The sequence below is a fragment of the Pseudomonas sp. 8(2025) genome (assembly GCF_052665325.1).
Genome location: NZ_JBQOIE010000004.1, coordinates 21060 through 41231, shown reverse-complemented (window position 1 = coordinate 41231; position 20172 = coordinate 21060). Strand labels below are relative to the sequence as shown.

Genomic DNA, 20172 nt, shown 5'->3' with positions numbered 1-20172 from the left:
GAGGCCCGCAGCCTTGCGCGGCCCCTGTGGGCGCCTGCAAGGGAGCCCGGGGCTATTGCAGCCCGACTTTGTACAGCGTGCCCTGGTCCTCGTCGGTGAGGATGTAGAGGTAGCCGTCCGGGCCCTGGCGCACATCACGAATACGCGCCTTGAGCCCGCCCAGCAGGCGTTCCTCGTGCTCGACCCGATCACCGTTGAACTGCAGCCGGATCAACTCCTGGCTGGCCAGGGCGCCAATGAACACGTTGTGCTGCCAGGGCTTGAAGCGGTCGCTGTCATAGAAGGCCATGCCGCTGATGCCGGGGGACTTCTCCCACACATGGTGCGGCGCCACGGTGCCGGGCGCTGTCTGGCCCACGGCCTCGGGGATCGGCTGGCCGGAATAGTTGATGCCGTGGGTCGCCAGAGGCCAGCCGTAGTTCTTGCCGCGCTCGATGATATTAATCTCGTCGCCACCCTTGGGCCCGTGTTCGTTCTCCCAGAGGGTGCCGCTCCAGGGGTTGAGCGCCGCCCCCTGGGGGTTGCGGTGGCCGTAGCTCCAGATCTCCGGGCGCACCCCGGCCTGGCCGACGAAAGGGTTGTCATCCGGCACCCGACCATCCGGGTACAGGCGCACGATCTTGCCCTGGAGCTTGTCCAGGTCCTGGGCGGTGGGCCGGTCGTTGTTTTCACCCAGGGTCACGAACAGGTAGCCGTCGCGGTCGAACACCAGCCGCGAACCGAAGTGATTGCCCGTGGACAGCTTGGGTTCCTGCCGGAAGATCACCTGGAAATCCTTGAGCCCGCTCAGGTCATCGCTCAAACGGCCACGGCCCACGGCGGTGCCGGCAGTCCCGCCCGCGCCGCCACCTTCGGCATAGGACAGATACACCATGCGGTCCTGCTTGAAGTCCGGCGACAGCGCCACATCCAGCAAGCCGCCCTGGCCCTTGGCCCAGACCTTGGGCACCCCGCTCAGGGGCGCCGAAAGCTTGCCGTCCGCGCCGACCAGCCGCAGGTTGCCCGGGCGCTCGGTCACCAGAATGCCCTGGCGGTCCGGCAGGAATGCCAGGGCCCAGGGATGGTCAAGGCCGGCAGCCACCGGAGTCAGGTTCAGCGTGCCCTGTTCACTGGGAAAAGCCTGGGGTGTGGCGGCCATGGCGGGCACGGCACTGCCCAGCAAGACGCTGGAGCACAAGGTGGCGATAAGGGTTTTACGCAACATGCTCGCTTCCTTTTGTCGATCGAGAAAATCCTCGGTAGCAGGTTTCGCACCTGCCGCCAGGGTGGCAGGACAGTGCTTCAGCGCCGGTTGCCGGGATCGCTGTCGCGGGGGCTTTGCACCCGGGGATCAGGGTTGGGTCGCTGCACCCCGCCACGCGGGTAGCCATTGCCGATGCCACCGTTCTCAAGGGTTGGCGGGCGACCGGTCGGAGCGGTGCTGGGGCCGCGCACGGGCGGGCTGCTGGGTTGGGTGCCCTGCATGCTGTTGGGGTTGGCGCGACGGATGGGGTTGCTGTAGGGGTCGTTGTTGCCGCTGCTGGGCAGGTTCTGCGCCAATTGCAGGGGGTGTTGATGGGGGGGAGGTGCTTCAGGGGCGCCAGCCCAGGCGGCGCCGCTGGTCCAGACCAGCGCGATGAGTGCGGCAAACCCGCGAGCCAGACCGTTCATGAAAAGCCTCCTGAGGAGCGACAAGGTATCGAATTCGATTCCACGCTACGCCCAGGGTTCGGCTTTGTTAACTAAATAATCCTTCAGAACATGTAACACCCGGTATCCACGGTGCCTTCATCTGCAAGCGCTGGCTGGCCTGCGAACGGGCCCTTTGGCCATGCCTCTGGCTCAAGGATGCGTTCGCCGGCAAGCCCGCTCCTACACCGCGGGGGAGCAACGTCAGATGTAGATGAACAGCAACAGCAGTGCAGCGAAGATCGCCCACTTTTCCAGGTAGTAGCGCGCGCGGTTGCGCTTTTTCAGTTCTTTGCCCCGCAGGCGGATCTTGTACAGCTTGTTGAAGGCACGGTTCAGGCCACCAGTCTTGTCACCGGCATCGTTAGGCGCGCCGGCGGCGGACATCACGGTACGGCTGAACCAGCCATTGAACGCAGCGGCCCAGCGGTACTTCATCGGCCGCTCGACATCGCAGAACAGAATGATGCGGTTCTGCTCGGTGGTGTTTTCCGCGTAGTGAATGTAGGTCTCGTCGAACATCACCGCTTCGCCGTCGCGCCAGTGATAACGCTCACCGTCGACCTCGATGAAGCAGCCTTCGTTGTTCGGCGTGGAAAGACCCAGGTGGTAGCGATAGGAACCGGCATAAGGGTCGCGGTGACGAACCAGGCGCGAACCAGGCGGCAGCTCGGCGAACATCGCAGCCTTGATCGAACCGATACTCTGCACCAGCTCGGTGGTGCGTGGGCACAGCTTCATCGCCGAAGGGTGACTGTCGCCGTACCACTTCAGGTAGAAGCGTTTCCAGCCGGTCTTGAAGAAGGAGTTGAAACCCACATCGTTGTACTGGTCCGAGCGCTTGATCTCGCCGGCCTGCAGCAGGCTCTGGCCTTCGGCACGGATCTCTTCCCAGTGTTCCTGCAGCTTGTTCATCTCCGGGAAGTCGGCCGGGTCCAGGTACGGCCGGTTGGGGTACTTGGAGAACAGATAGAGGAAGCAGTTGATGGGCGCCAGGAAGGTCGAGTGATCACTGAGCTGGCGGCCCAGTTTATGGCGCACGCGCCCCCGCAGGTGTACGTACGCAATGGATAAAACGTATACAGCGGCAATGATGAGTTTCACGGAAATCGTCACACGTCAGAAGAGAACATGCTGCGCCTCTGAAAGCCCGGAAGGCCAAAGGAAAATTGCAGCGTCTGAGTTGAAAAAAGCGTAACCGGCGACACTCTTCGTCGCAGGTTCGACCCTCGGCATCTGGCCGTCGGCTGGCATTTTAGCCACAGTTTGTAACCAATGGTTAACTCATATTTGTTAAAAGCTGCGCTCCTTTCGTTGAAAGATGCGGGTATTGCGCCGGCTGTTGATTCAGCTCAACAAAAGCCGCTCGGTGCCGGTAGCGACCCGCAAGGGACTGTGTTGCCGGGCCTTGCCGAGGTATCCTGCGCGCCGCTGCCCTCTCCTCTTCGGCAAGGATTCCCGACTTGATCGACCCCAATCTCCCGCCAACCCTGGTGCTGCTGCCGGGCATGGATGGCACCGGCACCCTGTTCGAGCCGCTGCTCCAGGCCTTGGGCCAGCATTGGCCGGTACAGGTCTTGCATTATCCCGGCGATCAGCCCCTGGGCTACCCGGCCCTGGTGGAGCGGGTGATGGCGCAACTGCCGACGAACCGGCGATTCATCCTGCTGGGCGAGTCCTTTTCCGGCCCGGTGGCGGTGAGCGTGGCCGCCCGCAATCCCGAAGGGCTGATGGGCCTGGTGCTGTGCAGCAGCTTTGTACGCAATCCGCGCCCGCGCCTTGCGCCTTTGCAGCCCCTGCTCAAGGTACTGCCGGTGCAGCGCCTGCCGTTCTGGCCCATGGATGCCCTGCTGCTGGGCGGCTTTTCCACCCCGGCACTGCGTCAGGCACTGGCGGCGGCGATCGCCCAGGTGGCGCCGCAGGTACTGCAGGCCCGGTTGCAGGCGGTGATCGCCGTGGATGTACGCCAGGCCCTGGCTGCCAGCCGGGTGCCGCTGCTGTACCTGCGGGCCCGCCAGGATCGCTTGGTGCCCCCATCGGCTTCGGCCCTGGTCCGGCAGCTGCGCAGCGACGCCCGGCTGGTGGAGATCGAGGCGCCCCACTGCCTGCTCCAGGCCGCGCCGGCCGCGGCAGCGGCGCAATTGCAGCACTTCCTGAACGACCTGCTGGAAGCGGCTGCCATGCCCGTCAGGGGTTGAGCATCATCTGCCCGCGCTAAAATCCCTGCCCCTGTGTCATACAACTGCTCGTTTACATATGCGACAATGCGCGCAAATTTCAACATGCACCCCGCACTCTTCGCTCAGCAACCTGGCCTCTTGGCCGGAATGTTGCGCTCGACGTACGCCCGCTGGCTCAGTTCCACACCCATACCGGTCCGACCTGGAAGGCTCCAGATCGCGCCCTGTGGATTTAAGGTCGGCGCTAAAACATTGGTAGGTAAGTAATTGATCTCCACAGCTAACATCACCATGCAGTTCGGCGCCAAGCCGCTGTTCGAGAACGTTTCGGTCAAGTTCAACGGCGGCAACCGCTACGGCCTGATCGGCGCCAACGGTTGCGGCAAGTCGACCTTCATGAAAATCCTCGGTGGCGACCTCGAGCCGTCCGGCGGCCAGGTCATGCTGGAACCGAACGTGCGCCTGGGCAAGCTGCGCCAGGACCAGTTCGCCTACGAAGAATTCACCGTGATCGACACCGTGATCATGGGCCACGAGGAGCTGTGGAAGGTCAAGGCCGAGCGCGATCGCATCTACTCGCTGCCGGAAATGACCGAAGAAGACGGCATGGCCGTGGCCGAGCTGGAAACCGAATTCGCCGAGATGGACGGCTACACCGCCGAGTCCCGCGCCGGTGAGCTGCTGCTGGGCCTGGGCATTCCCCTGGAACAGCATTTCGGCCCGATGACCGAAGTCGCGCCAGGCTGGAAACTGCGAGTTCTGCTGGCCCAGGCGCTGTTCTCCGATCCGGAAGTGCTGCTGCTGGACGAACCGACCAACCACCTGGACATCAACACCATCCGCTGGCTGGAAAACATTCTCACGGCGCGTAACAGCACCATGATCATCATTTCCCACGACCGGCACTTCCTGAACAGCGTCTGCACCCACATGGCCGACCTGGACTACGGCGAGCTGCGCCTGTTCCCGGGCAACTACGACGAGTACATGATCGCCGCGACCCAGTCCCGCGAGCAGTTGCTGTCGGACAACGCCAAGAAGAAAGCGCAGATCGCCGAGCTGCAGACCTTCGTCAGCCGCTTCTCGGCCAACGCCTCGAAAGCCAAGCAGGCCACGTCTCGGGCCAAGCAGATCGACAAGATCCAGCTGGCCGAAGTCAAGCCGTCGAGCCGCGTCAGCCCGTTCATCCGCTTCGAACAGACCAAGAAACTGCACCGCCAGGCGGTGACCCTGGAGCGCATGTCCAAGGGTTTCGACGGCAAGACCCTGTTCCAGAACTTCAGCTTCACCGTCGAGGCCGGCGAGCGCGTAGCGATCATCGGCCCCAACGGCATCGGCAAGACCACTCTGCTGCGCACCCTGGTGGGCGAGCTGACCCCGGACGCCGGCACAGTGAAATGGACCGAAAGCGCGGAGCTGGGCTACTACGCCCAGGACCACGCCCATGACTTCGAAGACGACGTCAGCCTGTTCGACTGGATGGGCCAGTGGACCCAGGGCGAACAGATGATCCGCGGCACCCTGGGCCGGATGCTGTTCTCCAACGACGAGATCCTCAAGTCGGTGAAGGTGATTTCCGGTGGTGAGCAAGGCCGCATGCTGTTCGGCAAGCTGATCCTGCAAAAGCCCAACGTGCTGGTGATGGACGAACCGACCAACCACCTGGACATGGAATCCATCGAGGCGCTGAACCTGGCCCTGGAAAACTACCCGGGCACCCTGATCTTCGTCAGCCACGACCGTGAGTTCGTATCGTCCCTGGCCACCCGCATCATCGAGTTGAGCCCAAGCGGCGTGACCGACTTCAGCGGCACCTACGACGACTACCTGCGCAGCCAGGGCGTGATGTTCTAAAGACAGCGGCAAGCGGTAAGCGACAACAAAAAAGCCCCGTCCAGTGTGACGGGGCTTTTTTGTATGCCCCCTCGCTCGCAGGTGCCGGCTTGCCGACGAAAAGGCCCGCCAGCCTTGCATCACCCGGCGGGCGCCTTCGCTGGCAAGCCAGTTCCGGCACGAACCCACAGGCCTCTGTAGGAGCCGGCTTGCCGGCGAACGGGCCCGCAAGACTTGCACCGCTCCTGCCAGCACCTACCGGGTGCGGGGAATAGATAGTTAGCCTGCTTTCTTTTATGTTCACGGCACGCGATGATGCAGGCCTCTAACCGCCGCCCGCGAACGAGCCTTCATGCCCGAGCCACAAACGCCCGCTCAAAGCTCCATGGCGATCACCCTGCAGATCGTCTCCATCGTCTTCTATACCTTTATCGCCTTCCTTTGCATCGGCCTGCCGATCGCGGTGTTGCCAGGTTATGTCCACGAACAACTGGGCTTCAGCGCGGTGGTCGCCGGGCTGACCATTGGCGCGCAATACCTGGCCACCCTGCTCAGCCGGCCCATGGCCGGGCGCATGTCGGACACCGTGGGCACCAAGCGTTCAATCATCTACGGCTTGCTGGGGATTCTGCTCAGCGGGGTGCTGACCCTGGTTTCGGTGCTGCTCGTCCAGTGGCCGCTGCTGAGCCTTGCCGTGCTGCTGGGCGGGCGCCTGCTGCTGGGGGTGGCCCAGGGCCTGATCGGGGTCGGCACCATCAGTTGGTGCATGGGCCAGGTCGGCGCGGAGCACACCGCGCGGTCTATCTCCTGGAATGGCATTGCCTCCTACGGCGCTATCGCCATTGGTGCACCGTTGGGGGTGCTGATGGTCCAGCAATACGGTTTCGCCAGCCTGGGGGTCGCCCTGTCCTGCCTGGCGGCCCTGGCATTGCTGCTGATCCGCAACAAACCCTCGGTGCCGGTGGTTCGCGGCGAGCGCCTGCCGTTCTGGGCCGTGTTCGGGCGCATTGCACCCTTTGGCGCCAGCCTGAGCCTGGCCTCCATCGGCTACGGCACCCTGACCACCTTCATCACCTTGTTCTACCTCAGCCGCGGCTGGACCGGCGCGGCCTATTGCCTGACGGTGTTCGGCGTGTGCTTTATCTTTTCGCGGCTGCTGTTCATCACCTGCATCAGCCGTTTCGGCGGCTTTCGTTCGGCCATCGCCTGCATGTGCGTCGAAACCCTGGGCCTGGCCCTGCTGTGGCTGGCGCCCTCCACCGGCTGGGCCCTGGTGGGGGCCGGGTTGACCGGCTTCGGCCTGTCGCTGGTGTACCCGGCCCTGGGAGTGGAGGCCATCAAGCAAGTGCCCAACAGCAGCCGTGGCGCAGGCTTGAGCGCCTATGCGGTGTTTTTCGACCTGGCACTGGCCATCGCCGGGCCGTTGATGGGCGCGGTGGCGTTGAACCTGGGGTATTCGTGGATTTTCTTCTGCGCCGCCCTGCTCTCGCTGACCGGCCTGGGCCTGACCCTGATGCTCAAGCGCCGGGCCGGCGCCTGAGTCATTGATCGGCGGTCTGCATCCCGGCCCGGCTTGGCCGGCCCAGGGTATGGGCGAAGAAGTTGCCGGCTTCGAGAATCAGGTTGCGGTGGATGTCTTCACGGTCGACGCCGTCGGCATCGGTGCACAGCGCCGGCATCGCGGCCATCTGCTGTGCGGAACAAGGCGCCATGAACACGAAATGCCCGGCGCCGGCCAGCAGCTTGAAGTCCGGGGCCACCGGCAGTTTGCGCGCCAGGGCCGCGGCGTTCTTGTCCAGCGCCACCAACTGGTCGCCATCACCACTGTAGAGCAGCACCGGCACATGCACCCCGGCCAGGGTCTGGCGGCCGAACTTGAGGCTCAGGGGGGCCAGCAGCATCAAGGCATGCACCCGGGGGTCGGCCACCGGTTGCAGGTCGTCGCGGTCGACGATCAGTTCGCCCTGGGTGTTGCAGGCATCCCGGTCATTGGGGCGCTCCTGGCAGTAGCGCCGCAAGCGGTCCAGGTCCGGCGTGGCGCCGGAGAGAATCAACGCAGTCTCGCCACCGGCGGAATAGCCGATCACCCCCACCTGGTCGGCATTGACGAAGGGCGACAGCATCGGGTCGCCGAGGGTTGCGGTGATGGCTTCGGAAATCTGGATCGGCCGTCCGTACAGATTGCTCAGGGTACCCAGACGGCTGTGGTCCTTGGAGTTGTCGCCGGGGTGAATCACCGCCACCACGACAAAGCCCTTGCGTGCCAGAGAGGTGGCCAGGTCATGCAGGGCCAGAGGGGTGCCAGTGTTACCGTGGGACAGCATCAGCATCGGGAAGCGGCCGATGGCGATCTTGGCATCCCGCGAAGCCGCGATCTGATAGCCCTCAAGCTGGCTGCCGTGCTCGATACCGGTGGATGGGTAGAAGGCAATGGCGCGCATCGGTTGCCGGTCCAGGGGGTCGAGAAAACTCATCTCGTGAAAGCCCACGCTCCAGTGCGGATGCGGCCCAGGGGCGGCCTGCACCGAAAGCAGGCTGCTGAGCAGGCAGATCAGTAACATTGCACAAAGACGTTTCATCGCACGCCCACCTTTGCCGCCGGATCGAGAAAGCCGTTCTCCCCTGCCATCCCTTGCCGCCAAGGCCTTGCAGCTGTACCACGCCGTAGCCAGGGATGCACAAGCCGGGAGCCTTGCTCCGTGTGTTGCATAACCCGGGCCAGAAACCCTTAACACCACAATAAAAAAACTCCGCACCCTGCCCACTTCATGCGGTGAGCAGAATACAGAGTTTAGTGGCCCTTGCCGTGCAGCAAAGGCTCTTTACACAAGCCTTACGCGGCAGCGAAGAGTTGCTGGCTGATCTGCGCCTGGGCGTCGCTCATGGCTTTGCTGCGTACTTCCTCGCCGTAGGCCAGGCCATGGGCGCGAACGAATTCGACATCGGTGATGCCGAAGAAGCCGAACAGCACTTTCAGGTAGTCCTCGTGAGCCACCCCAGTGGCCTGGCCCACGTGCAGGCCGCCGGAAGTGGACACCACAATCACTTTCTTGCCGCCGCACAGGCCTTGCGGGCCGGCTTCGGTGTAGCGAAAGGTCTCGCCAGCCACGGCGATGCGGTCGATCCAGGCCTTGAGTTGGGTGGGAATGGTGAAGTTGTACATCGGCGCGGCGACTACCACGGTATCGGCAGCCTTGAATTCGGCCAGGGCCTGAGCGCTGAGCTGGGCCTCATGCTTCTGCGCGGCGTCACGCAGCTCCGCGGCGGTACCGGCAGCCACCAGGGTGGCGGCGGAGAAGTGGCTGATGGCGTCATTGGCCAGGTCGCGGTAGGTCACCACGGTGGCCGGATGAGCGGCTTTCCAGGCCTCGACCACGCTGTGGCTGAGCTGACGGGAGGCCGAGTTGTCACCAAGAATGCTGGAATCGATATGCAAGAGTTTCATCTGGGATCTCCAAGTGAGGACCGCCACTGGGCGATCGGATGTGGGCAATCCTACAGATGAAACCAATAGCTGATTAGCCGGTATAAATGCGATAGTTCGTCCCATCAGCAGGACAATCGAGCGATAAATCATCATGCAAGACCTCAACGACCTCTATTACTTCGCCAAGGTGGTGGAAGCCGGTGGCTTCGCCGCCGCCGGACGGCTGCTGGGCATTCCCAAATCGCGGCTGTCACGGCGTATCGCCGAGCTTGAAGAACGCCTCAACGCCCGGCTGCTGCAACGCACCACCCGGCAACTGAGCCTGACTGCCGTGGGCGAGCGTTACCTGCGTCACTGCCAGGCCATGCTGCTGGAAGCGGAGATGGCCGACGAAGCCGTGGCCAGCATGGCCAGCGAACCCCGCGGGCGCCTGCGGGTGTCAAGCCCGGTGGGCCTGGCCCACGAACTGCTGACACCGCTGGTCAGCAGCTTTCTGGAGAAGTACCCCCAGGTGCAGCTGGAAATGCTCCTGCTCAACCGCCGTGTCGACCTGATCAACGAGGGTGTGGACGTCGCCCTGCGGGTGCGCGAGCTGGGCGACGAAGACCCGCTGCTGGTGACCCGGCGACTGCGCCGGGCCCAGACGGCGATCGTGGCGACCCCAGACTTCCTCCGGCAATACCCGGTGGAGCATCCGGAAGACCTGCGGCGCGTGCCGATTCTCGGCGCCTTGGAGGCCGACCGCCTGGTGCACCTGCGCCTGCTGGACCAGCAAGGCCAGGCCTGCGACCTGGCCCTGGAGGCACGCCTGGGCATCGACGACTTCATCGTGCGCCGTGCCTGTGCCCTCGCTGGCCAGGGCTGCACTGTGCTGCCCATGCTGTATTGCGAGGAGGAACTGGCCAGCGGCCAGTTGGTGCAGATGCTGCCGCAATGGTCATTGCCCGGCGGCTGGCTGCAGGCCGTGTATCCTCACCGCCGGGGTGTGATGCCGGCCGTGCGCGCCTGGATCGAGCACCTGAGTGAATCCTTCGAACGCTGCGGAGAACGACTGCTGTGAAAGCCCGAACCTTGAATGAAGAGCAAGTGGCGCAATTCTGCCTGGGCCTGCCGGGTGCGCGGGAAGACTACAAGTGGGGCGGTGTGCGGGTGTTCTCGATTGCCGGCAACAAGATGTTCGCCGTGCAGCACCTGCGGGGCGACTCGCTGGCCTTCAAGGTCGATCAGGAGCTGTTTCTCGGCCATGTCGACCGCCCGGGCATTGCGCCGGCGCCCTACCTGGCCCGGGCGCACTGGATCATCATGAACACCCCCTACCCCCTGGGCGCCTCGGAGCTCGAGGCGCTGCTGCAGCGCTCTCACCAGTTGGTGGTGAGCAAGCTGCCCAAGCGGGTTCAGGTGGGTTTGCTGCTCTAGAACAGGCTCAGCAGGCTGCTTTCCAGGAACAGCCGGTCGATCCAGAACACCTGGTGCAAGGCCACGATCAGCCAGAACACCAACTGGTAGGAGACCTTGCGGGTCTTGTGGCGCAACAGCTGCTGGGCCAGCAAGGCCCCGGGCCAGCCACCGGCCAGTTCCAGGGCATGCAGGACGTTCTCCGGGGTGCGCCGGCCCTCGGCCTGGGCCCGGCGCTTGTCGTGCCAGTAGACCAGGAAGGCCAGCAGGCTGACCGCGCCATAGGCGATCAGGGGAATGAGCGAAATCCCCTTCCACCACAGCGACAGCGAACCGAACAGCGGCAACCCGCACAGCAGTACGAACGCCAGCAGCTTGGCCCGGGGATGCTGGAGCCGCGCAGCACTGGCCGAGGGCGCCGGGCGCCGGGCCGTACTCATGGCTTGGCCGCCGTCCAGTCGACCCAGCCGAACTGCCAGGTCGCCAGGATCAACAGGCCGAAGGCAATGCGATACCAGGCGAAGGCCGCATAGCTGTGGCTGGCGATGAACTTCAGCAGGCCCTTGACCGCGATCATGGCGAAGACAAAGGCGGTGACGAAGCCGATGGCGAACACCGGGAAGTCATCGGGCTGGAACAGATGGCGGTACTTGTAGCCTGAATACACCGCGGCGCCGACCATGGTGGGCATGGCCAGGAAGAACGAAAACTCGGTGGCGGTCTTGCGCGACAGGCCGAACAGCAGGCCGCCGATGATGGTGGAGCCCGAGCGCGAGGTGCCCGGGATCATCGCCAGGCACTGGGCGCAGCCGACCTTGAGCGCGTCCTTCCAGGTGATGTCGTCCACTGTCTCGGCATGCACCTGGTGCTGCCGGCGCTCGGCCCACAGCATGATGAGGCCGCCGACCACCAGGGCCGTGGCCACGGTAATGGGGTTGAACAGGTAGGCATGGATCAGGTCGGCGAAGATCACCCCCAGCACCACCGCCGGCAGGAAGGCGATCAACAGGTTGATCGTGAAGCGCTGGGCCTTGGGCTGGGTCGGCAGGCCGATCACCACATCGAGGATCTTGCGGCGAAATTCCCAGACAACCGCAAGGATCGCCCCCAACTGGATAATGATGTTGAAGGCCATCGCCCGCTCGCCGCCAAAGTCGAGCAAGTCGGCCACAATGATCTGGTGCCCGGTGCTGCTGATGGGTAAAAACTCGGTCAGGCCTTCGACAATCCCGAGTATCAATGCCTGTGCGGCGGTCCAAAGATCCATCAATTCCCCCATGAGGCGATGCTCGTGGCATGCCTCTTTTTAATTGGTCAAAGCATTTGCTGCGTCGAGCGTAGCCGAGAAATCGGCGCTCGTAAGATCAACACAAGCCCATGAAAATTATGTGAAAAGTTCAGAAAGGTTCAGGTTTTCGGCAAAGGCGCCGAAATCCTAGCAGACAGGCGCAAAACACGCCGCGATGTTATTGGACTTCCGTAGGGTTGGCGCTGGAAGGCCAGCGTGCTTGGATGCTCCGGGCCTTTTATGACAAGAACAAGAATCTGGAGTGACCGGATGATGAATAGCTTACGCAAGATGTCCATCAGTCAGCGCCTGTGGCTGATCCTGATCGTGGCGGTGCTGACCCTGGTGACCCTGGGCGTGATGATGCTCAAGCAGATTCATGGGGACCTGTACCTGGCCAAGGCGCAGAAGACCCAGCACGTGGTGCAGACCGCCGCCGGCGTACTGAATTACTACCAGGGCCTGGAAGCCGCCGGCAGCCTGACCCGCGAGCAGGCGCAGAAGCAGGCGCTGCAGGTGATTCGCGGGCTGCGCTACAACCAGAATGACTACTTCTGGATCAACGACCTGACGCCGGTGATGATCATGCACCCGGCCAACCCCAAGCTCGACGGGCAGAACCTGGCCGCGGTCAAGGACCCGGACGGTTTCGAGGTGTTCAACGAGATGGTGACCCTGGCCAAGGCCAAGGGCGGCGGCATGGTGGACTACCGCTGGCCCAAGCCCGGCGCCGAGCAACCGGTCCAGAAGACCTCCTACATCCAGCTGTTCCAGCCCTGGGGCTGGATCATCGGCTCCGGAGTCTATATCGACGACCTGCAGGACGAGTTCTACGCCCAGGTACTGCGCGCCTCCTCCATCGGCCTGGTGATTGCCCTGCTGATGGCCGCCCTGGTGGTGCTGATCGTGCGCAGCATTGTCAGCCCGCTGCGCGAAACGGTGCACGCCATGGCCAACATCGCCAGCGGCGAAAGCGACCTGACCCGCAGCCTCGACACCCACGGCCAGGACGAGGTCACCGAACTGGCCCGGCACTTCAACGGCTTTACCGCCAAGTTGCGCGGTGTGGTGATGCAGCTGCAATCCAGCGCCGCAGCCCTGGAACAGTCCTCCAGCGAACTGGGTAGCAACGCCAACGACGCCCAGGAGCGCAGCCAGCAGCAATCCCAACAGATGGAACAGGTGGCGGCCGCTATCAGCCAGGTCACCAGCGCAGTCCAGGATGTGGCGCGCAACGCCGAGCACGCCGCCACCGAGGTGCGCGAGGCCGAGGCCCAGGCCCAGCAGGGCCAGGTCAACATCGACGGCAGCTTGCAGCAGATCGACCAGCTTTCGGTGACCATCGACCAGGCGGTGGAAGTGATCCGCACCCTGGCGGCGGAAAGCACCCAGATCGGCACGGTGCTGGAGGTGATCCGCTCGATTGCCGAACAGACCAACCTGCTGGCCCTGAACGCTGCCATCGAGGCGGCCCGGGCTGGTGAGCAAGGGCGCGGCTTTGCCGTGGTGGCCGACGAAGTGCGCCTGCTGGCCCAGCGTACCCAGCAGTCCACTGCGGAAATCCAGGGCATGATCGAGCGCCTGCAAAACCACTCCGAAGCGGCGGTCAAGGTCATCGGCGATAGCAGCCGAGCCTCGCAACTGACCATCGAGCAGGCCGGGCTGGCCGGCGCCAGCCTCAACGCCATCGGCCAGGCGCTGCGCAACCTCAACGGCCTGAACGCGACGATTGCCAGCGCCACCCTGGAACAGGCCCATGTGGTGGAAGACATCAACCACAACGTCGGCCAGGCAGCCGGCCTGTCCCAGGGCACGGCCCTGGCGGCCCAGCACTCCAGCGCCGCCAGCCGCCACCTCAAGGAGCTGTCGGAGCAGCTCAACGGCCTGTTGCGCCAGTTCCGCGTCTGACCCCTCGCTGAACCCAAGGCCCCGGACTGACGCCCGGGGCCGACTCTGGGTACAATCGCCCCCCTCCTCCATTTCCCCAAGGAACCGCCATGTCCGGGCTTGAACTGTTTGCCGCCGCCCTCGGCGTGATCGCCGTCTGGCTGACGGTCAAACAGAACCCCTGGTGCTGGCCCATCGGCCTGGTCATGGTGCTGCTGTACAGCTGGATCTTCTACGAGGTCAAGCTCTATTCCGACATGCTCCTGCAGGTGGTCTACGCGGTGCTGCAGCTCTATGGCTGGTGGCAGTGGACCCGGGGCGGCGAACAGCACCAGGGGCGGCCGGTCAGCCAGTTGCAGCCCAGCGGACTGCTACAGGGGCTGGCCCTGGGCGCAATGGGCAGCCTGCTGCTGGGGGCTGCCATGGCCCACTGGACCGACGCCGCGCAGCCCTGGCTGGACGCCGCCTTGACCGCCTTCAGCCTGGTGGCGCAGTGGTGGATGGCGCAGAAGCGCGTGCAATGCTGGCCACTGTGGATTGCCGTGGACGTGATTTTCGTCGGGCTGTTCGTCTACAAGGAGCTCTACCTGACGGCGGCGCTGTATGCCCTGTTCACCCTGCTGGCCGTCCAGGGCTGGCGAGCCTGGCGCGCCGACCCGGCCCTGCAGTCGTGAAGGTCCTGGTACTGACCGGCCCCGAGTCCAGCGGCAAGAGCTGGCTGGCGAGCGAGCTGCAAGCCCACTTCGGTGGCATCCAGGTGGGCGAATACGTGCGCCACTTCATCGAGCAGCAGGGCCGCGACACCTGCCTGGCGGACATTCCCGAGATCGCCCGGGGCCAGCTCGCCTGGGAAGATCAGGCCCGCGCCCAGCAACCTGGACTGCTGATTCTCGATACCCACCTGTTAAGCAACCAACTCTGGAGCCAGACCCTGTTCGGCGACTGCCCGCCGTGGCTGGAACCCCAACTGCTGGCCCGCCACTACGACCTGCACCTGCTGCTGTCGCCGGAAGATGTGGCCTGGAGCGACGACGGCCAGCGCTGCCAGCCACAACTGGCAGAACGCTTGGCCTTCTTCGAGGCTACCCGCCATTGGCTGGAGCAACACCGCCAGCCGTACCGCATCATTGGCGGCGACTGGCAAGCCCGCCGGCAACAGGCCTTCGAGCAGGTCCGGCAACTGCTGCAAGCGTGATAGGTACAGTGCCGCAGGGCCACAAGTGTCCATCCCTGAAACACCTGCCTGGCCATCAGGCCGCCATTTTCCGCGGTGGCGCCCACGGCCGGGCAAACTGTTAAGCCCCTGATACACCCCCGCAGCAACCCCTGTTCCAGAGCGTTGCCCCGGTTATGGCCAATGGCCGTCGGGGGTACTTGTCTCATCCCTGAAACAGTCCCGAAAGCCGATGCCCCGCAGCGTTCACAAGCCGTTGAATCTTAAAAACAAACAAAAAGCGGCACGGCTTCTGCTCTCTTCCTCGCAACGCCGGCTAGGGCCAGCACTGAGAAGAAGGAATACCGCCGTGGGGACGCTGAATAAAAGTTTCACCCGCCTACTGCTGATCGGCTGCGCCGTCAGCGCGGTGTACAGCCTTCCGGTGATGGCTGCGGGGAATGGCGAAATCATCATCCAGCGCACCGTCCAGGCGCAGCCCATCGGCCGCGCACCTTTGCAAAAAGATCCCAACCCCGTCGAGGTCAACACCAACCCGTCGGTCCTGGTCAATCAGATGACCAGTAATGAAATGAGCGATGGCGACTTTGCCGGAATCAAGACCGGAGCGCTGGTCCGCGGCACGGTGCTGTCCGGCAGCGCCGGTGTACCCGGCATGAATGTGCTGACCAACAACAACGGCCTGCCCGGCATGTCCGCCGGCCATGGCGGCGGTGCGGGCGCCAGCATCTCCAACTCGATCAACCGCAGCATCAGCTCCGGCATGGCTCCCTTGAGCAACATTGGAGGGCAATAACATGAGTCGCTCCCTGCTGTTCCTCGCCTTGCTGACCTGCACCGGGGCCATGGCCGACTCGGCCAGCCCAGTCACCGCTACCTCGAACATCCAGAACTCCGGCGCAGGCTATACCGGCAACTTCAACGTCAACCAGGCCGCCGGCGACCAGCAGCAACAGACCAACGTACGGGCCATTGCCATCGGCACCAACGCCACGGCAACCACCAGCGTGACCCAGAAGATCACCACCGCCGCCAGCCGCGCGGTCAACGCCAGCAGCACCATCGGCGGCAACTCTTTCAGCAACGGCAACGGCGCACTGGGCGTGAACCAGTCGGCCGGGGCCAACAACCAGATGGCCAATGCCCTGCGGATCAGCATCAGTGCCAATCCGCAAAGCATTGACGACAGCGCCCTGTCGCAACAGAACGTGGCGCTGTTACCAGACTCAGGAGCAACTGGCACTCAACAAGGCAGCCGCCAGGTCGTTACCAGCGACCAGGCCTTCACCGGCAGCCGTGGAGTGATTCAGGTGAACCAGAGTGCCGGGGTGGGGAACCGAATGGCTAACACCCTGAGCATCCGGGTCGCAGATTGACCCCTCGTAGTGCAATTAGAAAGTACCAACACTTAACCAACTAATAAGCACCGGAGAAACACCATGAAACCTACAATGGCTCTCAAACCACTGGTTTTCGCACTGGCCGCCGTCATGGCAATGGCTGCTCAGGCAGGTGGTAACGATCATGGTAACAACGGCGGTCATGGCAACGGCCATGGCGATCACGATCAAGGTCCGGACCTCAGCACTCTGCTGCAAATCACCGCTGGAGCCGGTGCCGCAGTCATCGATGTGCAGAACAGCAACACCAACGTAGTGAAAAACCAGGGCACCAACAACAACGCCAAGGCCGACAACTCCCTGAACAACTCCAACGGCAACATGGGTGCCAACGTCGCCGCCGGCGACGGCAACCAACAAGACAATGCCGCTGCCCTGGCAACCGCTGACGAAAGCTTCATCTTCGGCAGTGCCGTGGCCGCTTCCAGCGCCACCCAGGTCAACAACAACAACTACGTGAAAAACTCCTCGACTCAGAACAACGCCGTGCTCAACAACTCCGGCAACAACGGTTCCGGCAACATCGGCATCAACGTGACCGCCGGCGACTTCAACCAACAGAAAAACAACCTGGCCATTGCCGTTTCCGGTGGCCGCGTAGCCACTGCCGCTGCTTCGGCCAACCAGCAATCGACCAACCTGGTCGTAGACAACAAAGGTGTCCAGGCCTACAAAAAAGACACCCTCACTGGCGGCTTCGTAGCCTCTGGCACCTACAAAGGCACCGGCAGCGGCAAAATCGAAGGTGGCGACGATCATGGCAGCGGCCATGGCTATGGCGACAACAAAGGCCACGGCAACGACGATCAGAAACTCACCTTCAAAGAACAAGGCACTATCGAACTGGCTGGCTACTGGACCCAGCAAGTGCTGACCAAAGACGGCTGGAAAAACCCAGTGGTCAACAACGCCAGCATGACCAACTCGATGAACGGCTTCTCCGGCAACGGCGGCGCCAACGTCTCGGCCGGTGTGGGCAACCAACAAAGCAACTCGCTGTCCATCGCCGCTGGCTGCAAAGCCTGCATGTAATCGCGATCGTAACGAAAGCCCCGGAAACGGGGCTTTTCCACAGTCCGACCAAGGCGTAACGATCATGCGTACTGCGATCCTCTCTCTCCTGCTGTGCCTCTGCGCCCCCGTCCAGGCCGCACAGATGGCGGTGGCCGGCCTGCCCGGTGGCAACCTGATCTTCAAACAGGTGCAGAGCGTGCGCGAGCGCAAGTTCAGCGACATCGTCGAGCAGAAAACCGACTTCAGCTGCGGCGCTGCCGCGCTGGCGACCATTCTGCGCCAGGCCTACTGGCTCGATGTCGATGAAGAGCACGTCATCAAGGGCATGCTGGTGAACTCGGACCAGAACCTGGTGCGTACCCAGGGGTTCTCCATGCTCGACATGAAGCGCTACGTGGAAAGCATCGGCATGCGCGCCCGGGGCTACCGGATTCCGCCAGACAAGCTCGAGGCAGTGACCATCCCGGTGGTGGTACTGATGGAGATTCGCGGCTACAAGCACTTCGTGGTGATGCAGCGGGCGCAGAAAGGCTGGGTCTATATCGGTGATCCGGTGCTGGGCCACAAGCGCTACACCCATGATGACTTCGTCAAAGGCTGGAACGGTATCGTGTTCGCCATCATCGGCCCTGGCTACGACAAGGCCAACGCCTTGCTCGACCCGCCAGCCCCACTGACCGCGAAGAACAAGCTCGATAACTTCTACCCGGTCAGGGACGCGGACTTGATGGACTTCGGTTTCATCCAGAGCGACTTCTTCTAGAAGCGCAAACACTATAAAGGGGCAGGACGCTCCGGGAGCAGCAAGCAGATGAAGACTTCATACTGGCTGGCAGCCGCCTGCCTGGCAGCAGCTCTTCCAGCCCATGCTGGTTTCAAGCCCGAACTCATCCAGGATCAGGAGTTATCGCAGTTACGGGGCCGTTACGTGATGCCGGGGCGGATTATCAGCTTCGGCATTGTCATGAGCAGTACCTGGCGCAACGCCAGCGGTGACCTGATCGGTGCGACCACCTCGCTGCAGATCCAGCAAGCCACCATCAAACCGGAATTCTACGTCTCCACCATCACCCAGACCGGCAACGGCACTACGCCCCCGCCCGGGACCGGCAACGTGATCGGCGGCGCAGGGCTGGCCAGCGGCCAGGGCGTAACCCAGAGCGTAAGGGCCGCCGGCGACGGCAACTCGGCCTACAACAACATCAATATCAATGTCACAGAAGCCAATCAGGCGCCGGCACTGGCGGCCGGCGTGGGGCAGGCATTGATCAGCGGCCAGACCATCACCGGCAGCAACGCCGCCGGCAGTGTGGCGGTGTCGGCCCTCAACGGTGGCATCCAGATGGCCATTCAGGCCAGTGGCAACCAGGGCAGTGCCTTGCAGCAAGTGGCCCAGGGCAATTTGCTGCAGAACACCCAGTTGATGGGTAACAGCAACCTGGTGAACAACATGACACAGCTCAATGTGGTGCTCAGGAACAACGGTCCCAGCACCGGTGCTTTGGACTGTAATTTGAGTACGCTCAACGCTCTACGCAAATTCTGATCTTGAACTACGCTGATTCTCGACCATTGGGGTTCACAAGGGACGGTTTATTTCATGTATCGATCGGTTTCACTGCGCGCAATAGTCTGTTTAAGCACTCTATTCCCGGCGGCGCTGGTACAAGCGGCGCCGGACGCCGATGTAGAGACCCTGAAACGAGAGCTTCTGGAACTCAAGCAACGTTACGAAGTGCAGCAGAAGGCCCTCGCGGTGCTGGAACAACGGGTTCGCCAAGTGGAGGATCAACCGGCGGCTCCGCCTCCCAAGCGCCTGGCCAAATCACCTGCTGACCTGAAGGGCAATCAACAGGTCGCCGGTACTGGAGCCGGTGCCGCTTCCGGAGGCGCTGCAGGAGGCGCTTCCTATGGCCAGTCCCTCAAGGATGATTCGGAACCGGCACAAAGCGTCAGCAACCTCTACGACGAGGCCAGTGGTTTCTTTGGCGGCGGCAAGTTCAGCGTCGAGACCGGCTTGACCTATGCCCGCTACGATGCCCGCCAACTGACAGTCAACGGCTTCCTGGCGCTGGATTCGATCTTTCTCGGCAACATCAACCTGGACCGGATCAAGTCCGATACCTGGACCCTCGACCTGACCGCGCGCTACAACCTCAACAACCGCTGGCAATTCGATATCAACGCACCCGTGGTCTATCGCGAATCCACCTTCCAATCCGGCGGTGGCGGCGGCTCAGGCACCCAGACCACCGAAGAGTCGGTCACCCGCGACCCGACATTGGGGGACGTGAACTTCGGCGTGGCCTACAAGTTCCTCGACGAGTCCGAGTTCTGGCCCGACGCGGTGGCAACCTTGCGCGTCAAAGCCCCTACCGGCAAGGACCCATTCGGCATCAAGCTGGTGCAGTCCTCTGCCAACAACAACCTCTACGTGCCTGAAAGCCTGCCCACCGGTAACGGCGTCTGGTCGGTCACCCCCGGGATCTCCCTGGTCAAGACCTTCGATCCGGCCGTGCTGTTCGGGACTCTGGCCTATACCCACAACCTGGAAGAGTCCTTCGATGACATCAGCTCGACAGTGGGCAGCAAGACCCCCGGCAAGGTGCGCCTGGGCGACAGCTTCCAGATCGGCGCCGGTGTCGCCTTTGCGCTCAACGAGAAGATGAGTATGTCCTTCTCGGTTTCCGACCTGGTGCAGCGTAAAAGCAAGCTCAAGCAGGACGGTGGCGACTGGCAGTCGGTGGTCTCCAGCGATGCCAACGCCGGCTACTTCAACGTCGGCATGACGATTGCCGCCTCCGACAACCTGACCATCGTACCCAACCTGTCCATCGGCATGACCGAGGATGCTCCGGCCTTCACCTTCAGCCTGAAATTCCCCTACTACTTCTGACCCACCGGCA

The 20172-nt window shown here is 63.1% G+C and carries 21 protein-coding genes and 1 pseudogene; 15 read left to right on the top strand and 7 right to left on the bottom strand.

Annotation, left to right across the window (positions count from 1 at the left end; all coding sequences use genetic code 11):
- Positions 1-52: 52 nt before the first annotated feature.
- From ACUXVH_RS09925 to lpxO, 3 genes are all read right to left on the bottom strand, one after another.
- A complete protein-coding gene (locus ACUXVH_RS09925; RefSeq protein ID WP_065364102.1) occupies positions 53-1204 on the bottom strand; it encodes a PQQ-dependent sugar dehydrogenase in 1152 nt (383 codons plus the stop codon).
- 77 nt (positions 1205-1281) lie between these two features.
- The gene (locus ACUXVH_RS09920; RefSeq protein WP_065364103.1) at positions 1282-1650 is read right to left on the bottom strand and encodes a hypothetical protein; all 369 of its coding nucleotides are present in this window, start codon (positions 1648-1650) and stop codon (positions 1282-1284) included.
- Between the two features lie 222 nt (positions 1651-1872).
- The gene (gene lpxO / locus ACUXVH_RS09915) at positions 1873-2772 is read right to left on the bottom strand and encodes a lipid A hydroxylase LpxO (RefSeq protein WP_077934160.1); all 900 of its coding nucleotides are present in this window, start codon (positions 2770-2772) and stop codon (positions 1873-1875) included.
- A 359-nt stretch (positions 2773-3131) separates the two neighbouring features.
- Here lpxO and ACUXVH_RS09910 point away from each other — a divergent pair, with 359 nt between their 5' ends.
- From ACUXVH_RS09910 to ACUXVH_RS09900, 3 genes are all read left to right on the top strand, one after another.
- Complete coding sequence (locus ACUXVH_RS09910; RefSeq protein ID WP_053158645.1) at positions 3132-3866, top strand: alpha/beta fold hydrolase; 735 nt, start codon at positions 3132-3134, stop codon at positions 3864-3866.
- Positions 3867-4115: 249 nt separating this feature from the next.
- Positions 4116-5702, top strand: coding sequence for an ABC-F family ATPase (locus ACUXVH_RS09905; protein ID WP_011061394.1), 1587 nt, complete (start codon positions 4116-4118; stop codon positions 5700-5702).
- Between the two features lie 331 nt (positions 5703-6033).
- Positions 6034-7221: an MFS transporter gene (locus ACUXVH_RS09900; protein ID WP_019093956.1), complete on the top strand. Its 1188-nt coding sequence runs from the start codon at positions 6034-6036 to the stop codon at positions 7219-7221.
- Between the two features lies 1 nt (position 7222).
- Here the strand turns inward: ACUXVH_RS09900 and ACUXVH_RS09895 are convergent, their stop codons facing one another.
- Both ACUXVH_RS09895 and ACUXVH_RS09890 read right to left on the bottom strand, forming a co-directional pair.
- Positions 7223-8260, bottom strand: a complete 1038-nt coding sequence (locus ACUXVH_RS09895) for an alpha/beta hydrolase family protein (protein WP_011061396.1) — start codon at positions 8258-8260, stop codon at positions 7223-7225.
- A gap of 254 nt (positions 8261-8514) precedes the next feature.
- On the bottom strand, positions 8515-9126 hold the full coding sequence (locus ACUXVH_RS09890; RefSeq protein WP_011061397.1) for an FMN-dependent NADH-azoreductase: 612 nt from the start codon (positions 9124-9126) through the stop codon (positions 8515-8517).
- Positions 9127-9259: 133 nt separating this feature from the next.
- On the opposite strand from ACUXVH_RS09890, the gene ACUXVH_RS09885 reads away from it, so the two are divergent.
- Both ACUXVH_RS09885 and ACUXVH_RS09880 read left to right on the top strand, forming a co-directional pair.
- Positions 9260-10168, top strand: a complete 909-nt coding sequence (locus ACUXVH_RS09885; RefSeq protein WP_011061398.1) for a LysR substrate-binding domain-containing protein — start codon at positions 9260-9262, stop codon at positions 10166-10168.
- 11 nt (positions 10169-10179) lie between these two features.
- Positions 10180-10524 carry an MmcQ/YjbR family DNA-binding protein gene (locus tag ACUXVH_RS09880; RefSeq protein WP_169891849.1) on the top strand — a complete coding sequence of 115 codons (345 nt, stop codon included), beginning with the start codon at positions 10180-10182 and terminating at the stop codon, positions 10522-10524.
- Here ACUXVH_RS09880 and ACUXVH_RS09875 read toward each other — a convergent pair.
- Both ACUXVH_RS09875 and ACUXVH_RS09870 read right to left on the bottom strand, forming a co-directional pair.
- Positions 10521-10943, bottom strand: coding sequence for a DUF1294 domain-containing protein (locus tag ACUXVH_RS09875; protein ID WP_065364105.1), 423 nt, complete (start codon positions 10941-10943; stop codon positions 10521-10523). The genes ACUXVH_RS09880 and ACUXVH_RS09875 overlap by 4 nt on opposite strands.
- Positions 10940-11770, bottom strand: a complete 831-nt coding sequence (locus tag ACUXVH_RS09870) for an undecaprenyl-diphosphate phosphatase (protein ID WP_011061401.1) — start codon at positions 11768-11770, stop codon at positions 10940-10942. The genes ACUXVH_RS09875 and ACUXVH_RS09870 overlap by 4 nt, the downstream gene beginning before the upstream one ends.
- Positions 11771-12031: 261 nt before the next feature.
- Between ACUXVH_RS09870 and ACUXVH_RS09865 the strand changes: the two are divergent.
- The 10 genes and pseudogenes from ACUXVH_RS09865 to ACUXVH_RS09820 form a co-directional block, all read left to right on the top strand.
- Positions 12032-12841, top strand: a pseudogene (locus ACUXVH_RS09865) (cache domain-containing protein); the annotation flags it as partial.
- Positions 12842-12862: 21 nt separating this feature from the next.
- Positions 12863-13699 (top strand): methyl-accepting chemotaxis protein, encoded by an 837-nt coding sequence (locus ACUXVH_RS09860; protein WP_370508234.1) that lies wholly within the window; start codon positions 12863-12865, stop codon positions 13697-13699.
- Positions 13700-13788: 89 nt separating this feature from the next.
- The gene (pnuC, locus tag ACUXVH_RS09855; RefSeq protein ID WP_065364106.1) at positions 13789-14352 is read left to right on the top strand and encodes a nicotinamide riboside transporter PnuC; all 564 of its coding nucleotides are present in this window, start codon (positions 13789-13791) and stop codon (positions 14350-14352) included.
- Positions 14349-14873: an AAA family ATPase gene (locus ACUXVH_RS09850; RefSeq protein ID WP_041752268.1), complete on the top strand. Its 525-nt coding sequence runs from the start codon at positions 14349-14351 to the stop codon at positions 14871-14873. The genes pnuC and ACUXVH_RS09850 overlap by 4 nt, the downstream gene beginning before the upstream one ends.
- 328 nt (positions 14874-15201) lie before the next feature.
- Entirely contained in the window at positions 15202-15648 is a 447-nt protein-coding gene (locus ACUXVH_RS09845; protein ID WP_011061405.1) for a hypothetical protein, read from the top strand.
- 1 nt (position 15649) lies between these two features.
- Positions 15650-16228: a hypothetical protein gene (locus ACUXVH_RS09840; protein ID WP_053151751.1), complete on the top strand. Its 579-nt coding sequence runs from the start codon at positions 15650-15652 to the stop codon at positions 16226-16228.
- 63 nt (positions 16229-16291) lie between these two features.
- A complete protein-coding gene (locus ACUXVH_RS09835; protein WP_041118295.1) occupies positions 16292-17284 on the top strand; it encodes a hypothetical protein in 993 nt (330 codons plus the stop codon).
- A gap of 64 nt (positions 17285-17348) precedes the next feature.
- Entirely contained in the window at positions 17349-18029 is a 681-nt protein-coding gene (locus ACUXVH_RS09830; RefSeq protein WP_041118296.1) for a C39 family peptidase, read from the top strand.
- A gap of 48 nt (positions 18030-18077) precedes the next feature.
- Complete coding sequence (locus ACUXVH_RS09825) at positions 18078-18812, top strand: hypothetical protein (protein WP_072450274.1); 735 nt, start codon at positions 18078-18080, stop codon at positions 18810-18812.
- Between the two features lie 54 nt (positions 18813-18866).
- A complete protein-coding gene (locus ACUXVH_RS09820) occupies positions 18867-20162 on the top strand; it encodes a hypothetical protein (protein WP_011061410.1) in 1296 nt (431 codons plus the stop codon).
- Positions 20163-20172: the final 10 nt, after the last annotated feature.

Excerpts from the sequence above, each read along its gene's own strand:
- ACUXVH_RS09925 (WP_065364102.1), bottom strand. The coding sequence starts at position 1,204 with ATGTTGCGTAAAACCCTTATCGCCACCTTGTGCTCCAGCGTCTTGCTG.
- ACUXVH_RS09920 (WP_065364103.1), bottom strand. The coding sequence starts at position 1,650 with ATGAACGGTCTGGCTCGCGGGTTTGCCGCACTCATCGCGCTGGTCTGG.
- ACUXVH_RS09900 (WP_019093956.1), top strand. The coding sequence starts at position 6,034 with ATGCCCGAGCCACAAACGCCCGCTCAAAGCTCCATGGCGATCACCCTG.
- ACUXVH_RS09895 (WP_011061396.1), bottom strand. The coding sequence starts at position 8,260 with ATGAAACGTCTTTGTGCAATGTTACTGATCTGCCTGCTCAGCAGCCTG.
- ACUXVH_RS09890 (WP_011061397.1), bottom strand. The coding sequence starts at position 9,126 with ATGAAACTCTTGCATATCGATTCCAGCATTCTTGGTGACAACTCGGCC.
- ACUXVH_RS09885 (WP_011061398.1), top strand. The coding sequence starts at position 9,260 with ATGCAAGACCTCAACGACCTCTATTACTTCGCCAAGGTGGTGGAAGCC.
- ACUXVH_RS09875 (WP_065364105.1), bottom strand. The coding sequence starts at position 10,943 with ATGAGTACGGCCCGGCGCCCGGCGCCCTCGGCCAGTGCTGCGCGGCTC.
- ACUXVH_RS09870 (WP_011061401.1), bottom strand. The coding sequence starts at position 11,770 with ATGGATCTTTGGACCGCCGCACAGGCATTGATACTCGGGATTGTCGAA.
- ACUXVH_RS09860 (WP_370508234.1), top strand. The coding sequence starts at position 12,863 with ATGCAGCTGCAATCCAGCGCCGCAGCCCTGGAACAGTCCTCCAGCGAA.
- pnuC (WP_065364106.1), top strand. The coding sequence starts at position 13,789 with ATGTCCGGGCTTGAACTGTTTGCCGCCGCCCTCGGCGTGATCGCCGTC.
- ACUXVH_RS09840 (WP_053151751.1), top strand. The coding sequence starts at position 15,650 with ATGAGTCGCTCCCTGCTGTTCCTCGCCTTGCTGACCTGCACCGGGGCC.
- ACUXVH_RS09835 (WP_041118295.1), top strand. The coding sequence starts at position 16,292 with ATGAAACCTACAATGGCTCTCAAACCACTGGTTTTCGCACTGGCCGCC.
- ACUXVH_RS09830 (WP_041118296.1), top strand. The coding sequence starts at position 17,349 with ATGCGTACTGCGATCCTCTCTCTCCTGCTGTGCCTCTGCGCCCCCGTC.
- ACUXVH_RS09825 (WP_072450274.1), top strand. The coding sequence starts at position 18,078 with ATGAAGACTTCATACTGGCTGGCAGCCGCCTGCCTGGCAGCAGCTCTT.
- ACUXVH_RS09820 (WP_011061410.1), top strand. The coding sequence starts at position 18,867 with ATGTATCGATCGGTTTCACTGCGCGCAATAGTCTGTTTAAGCACTCTA.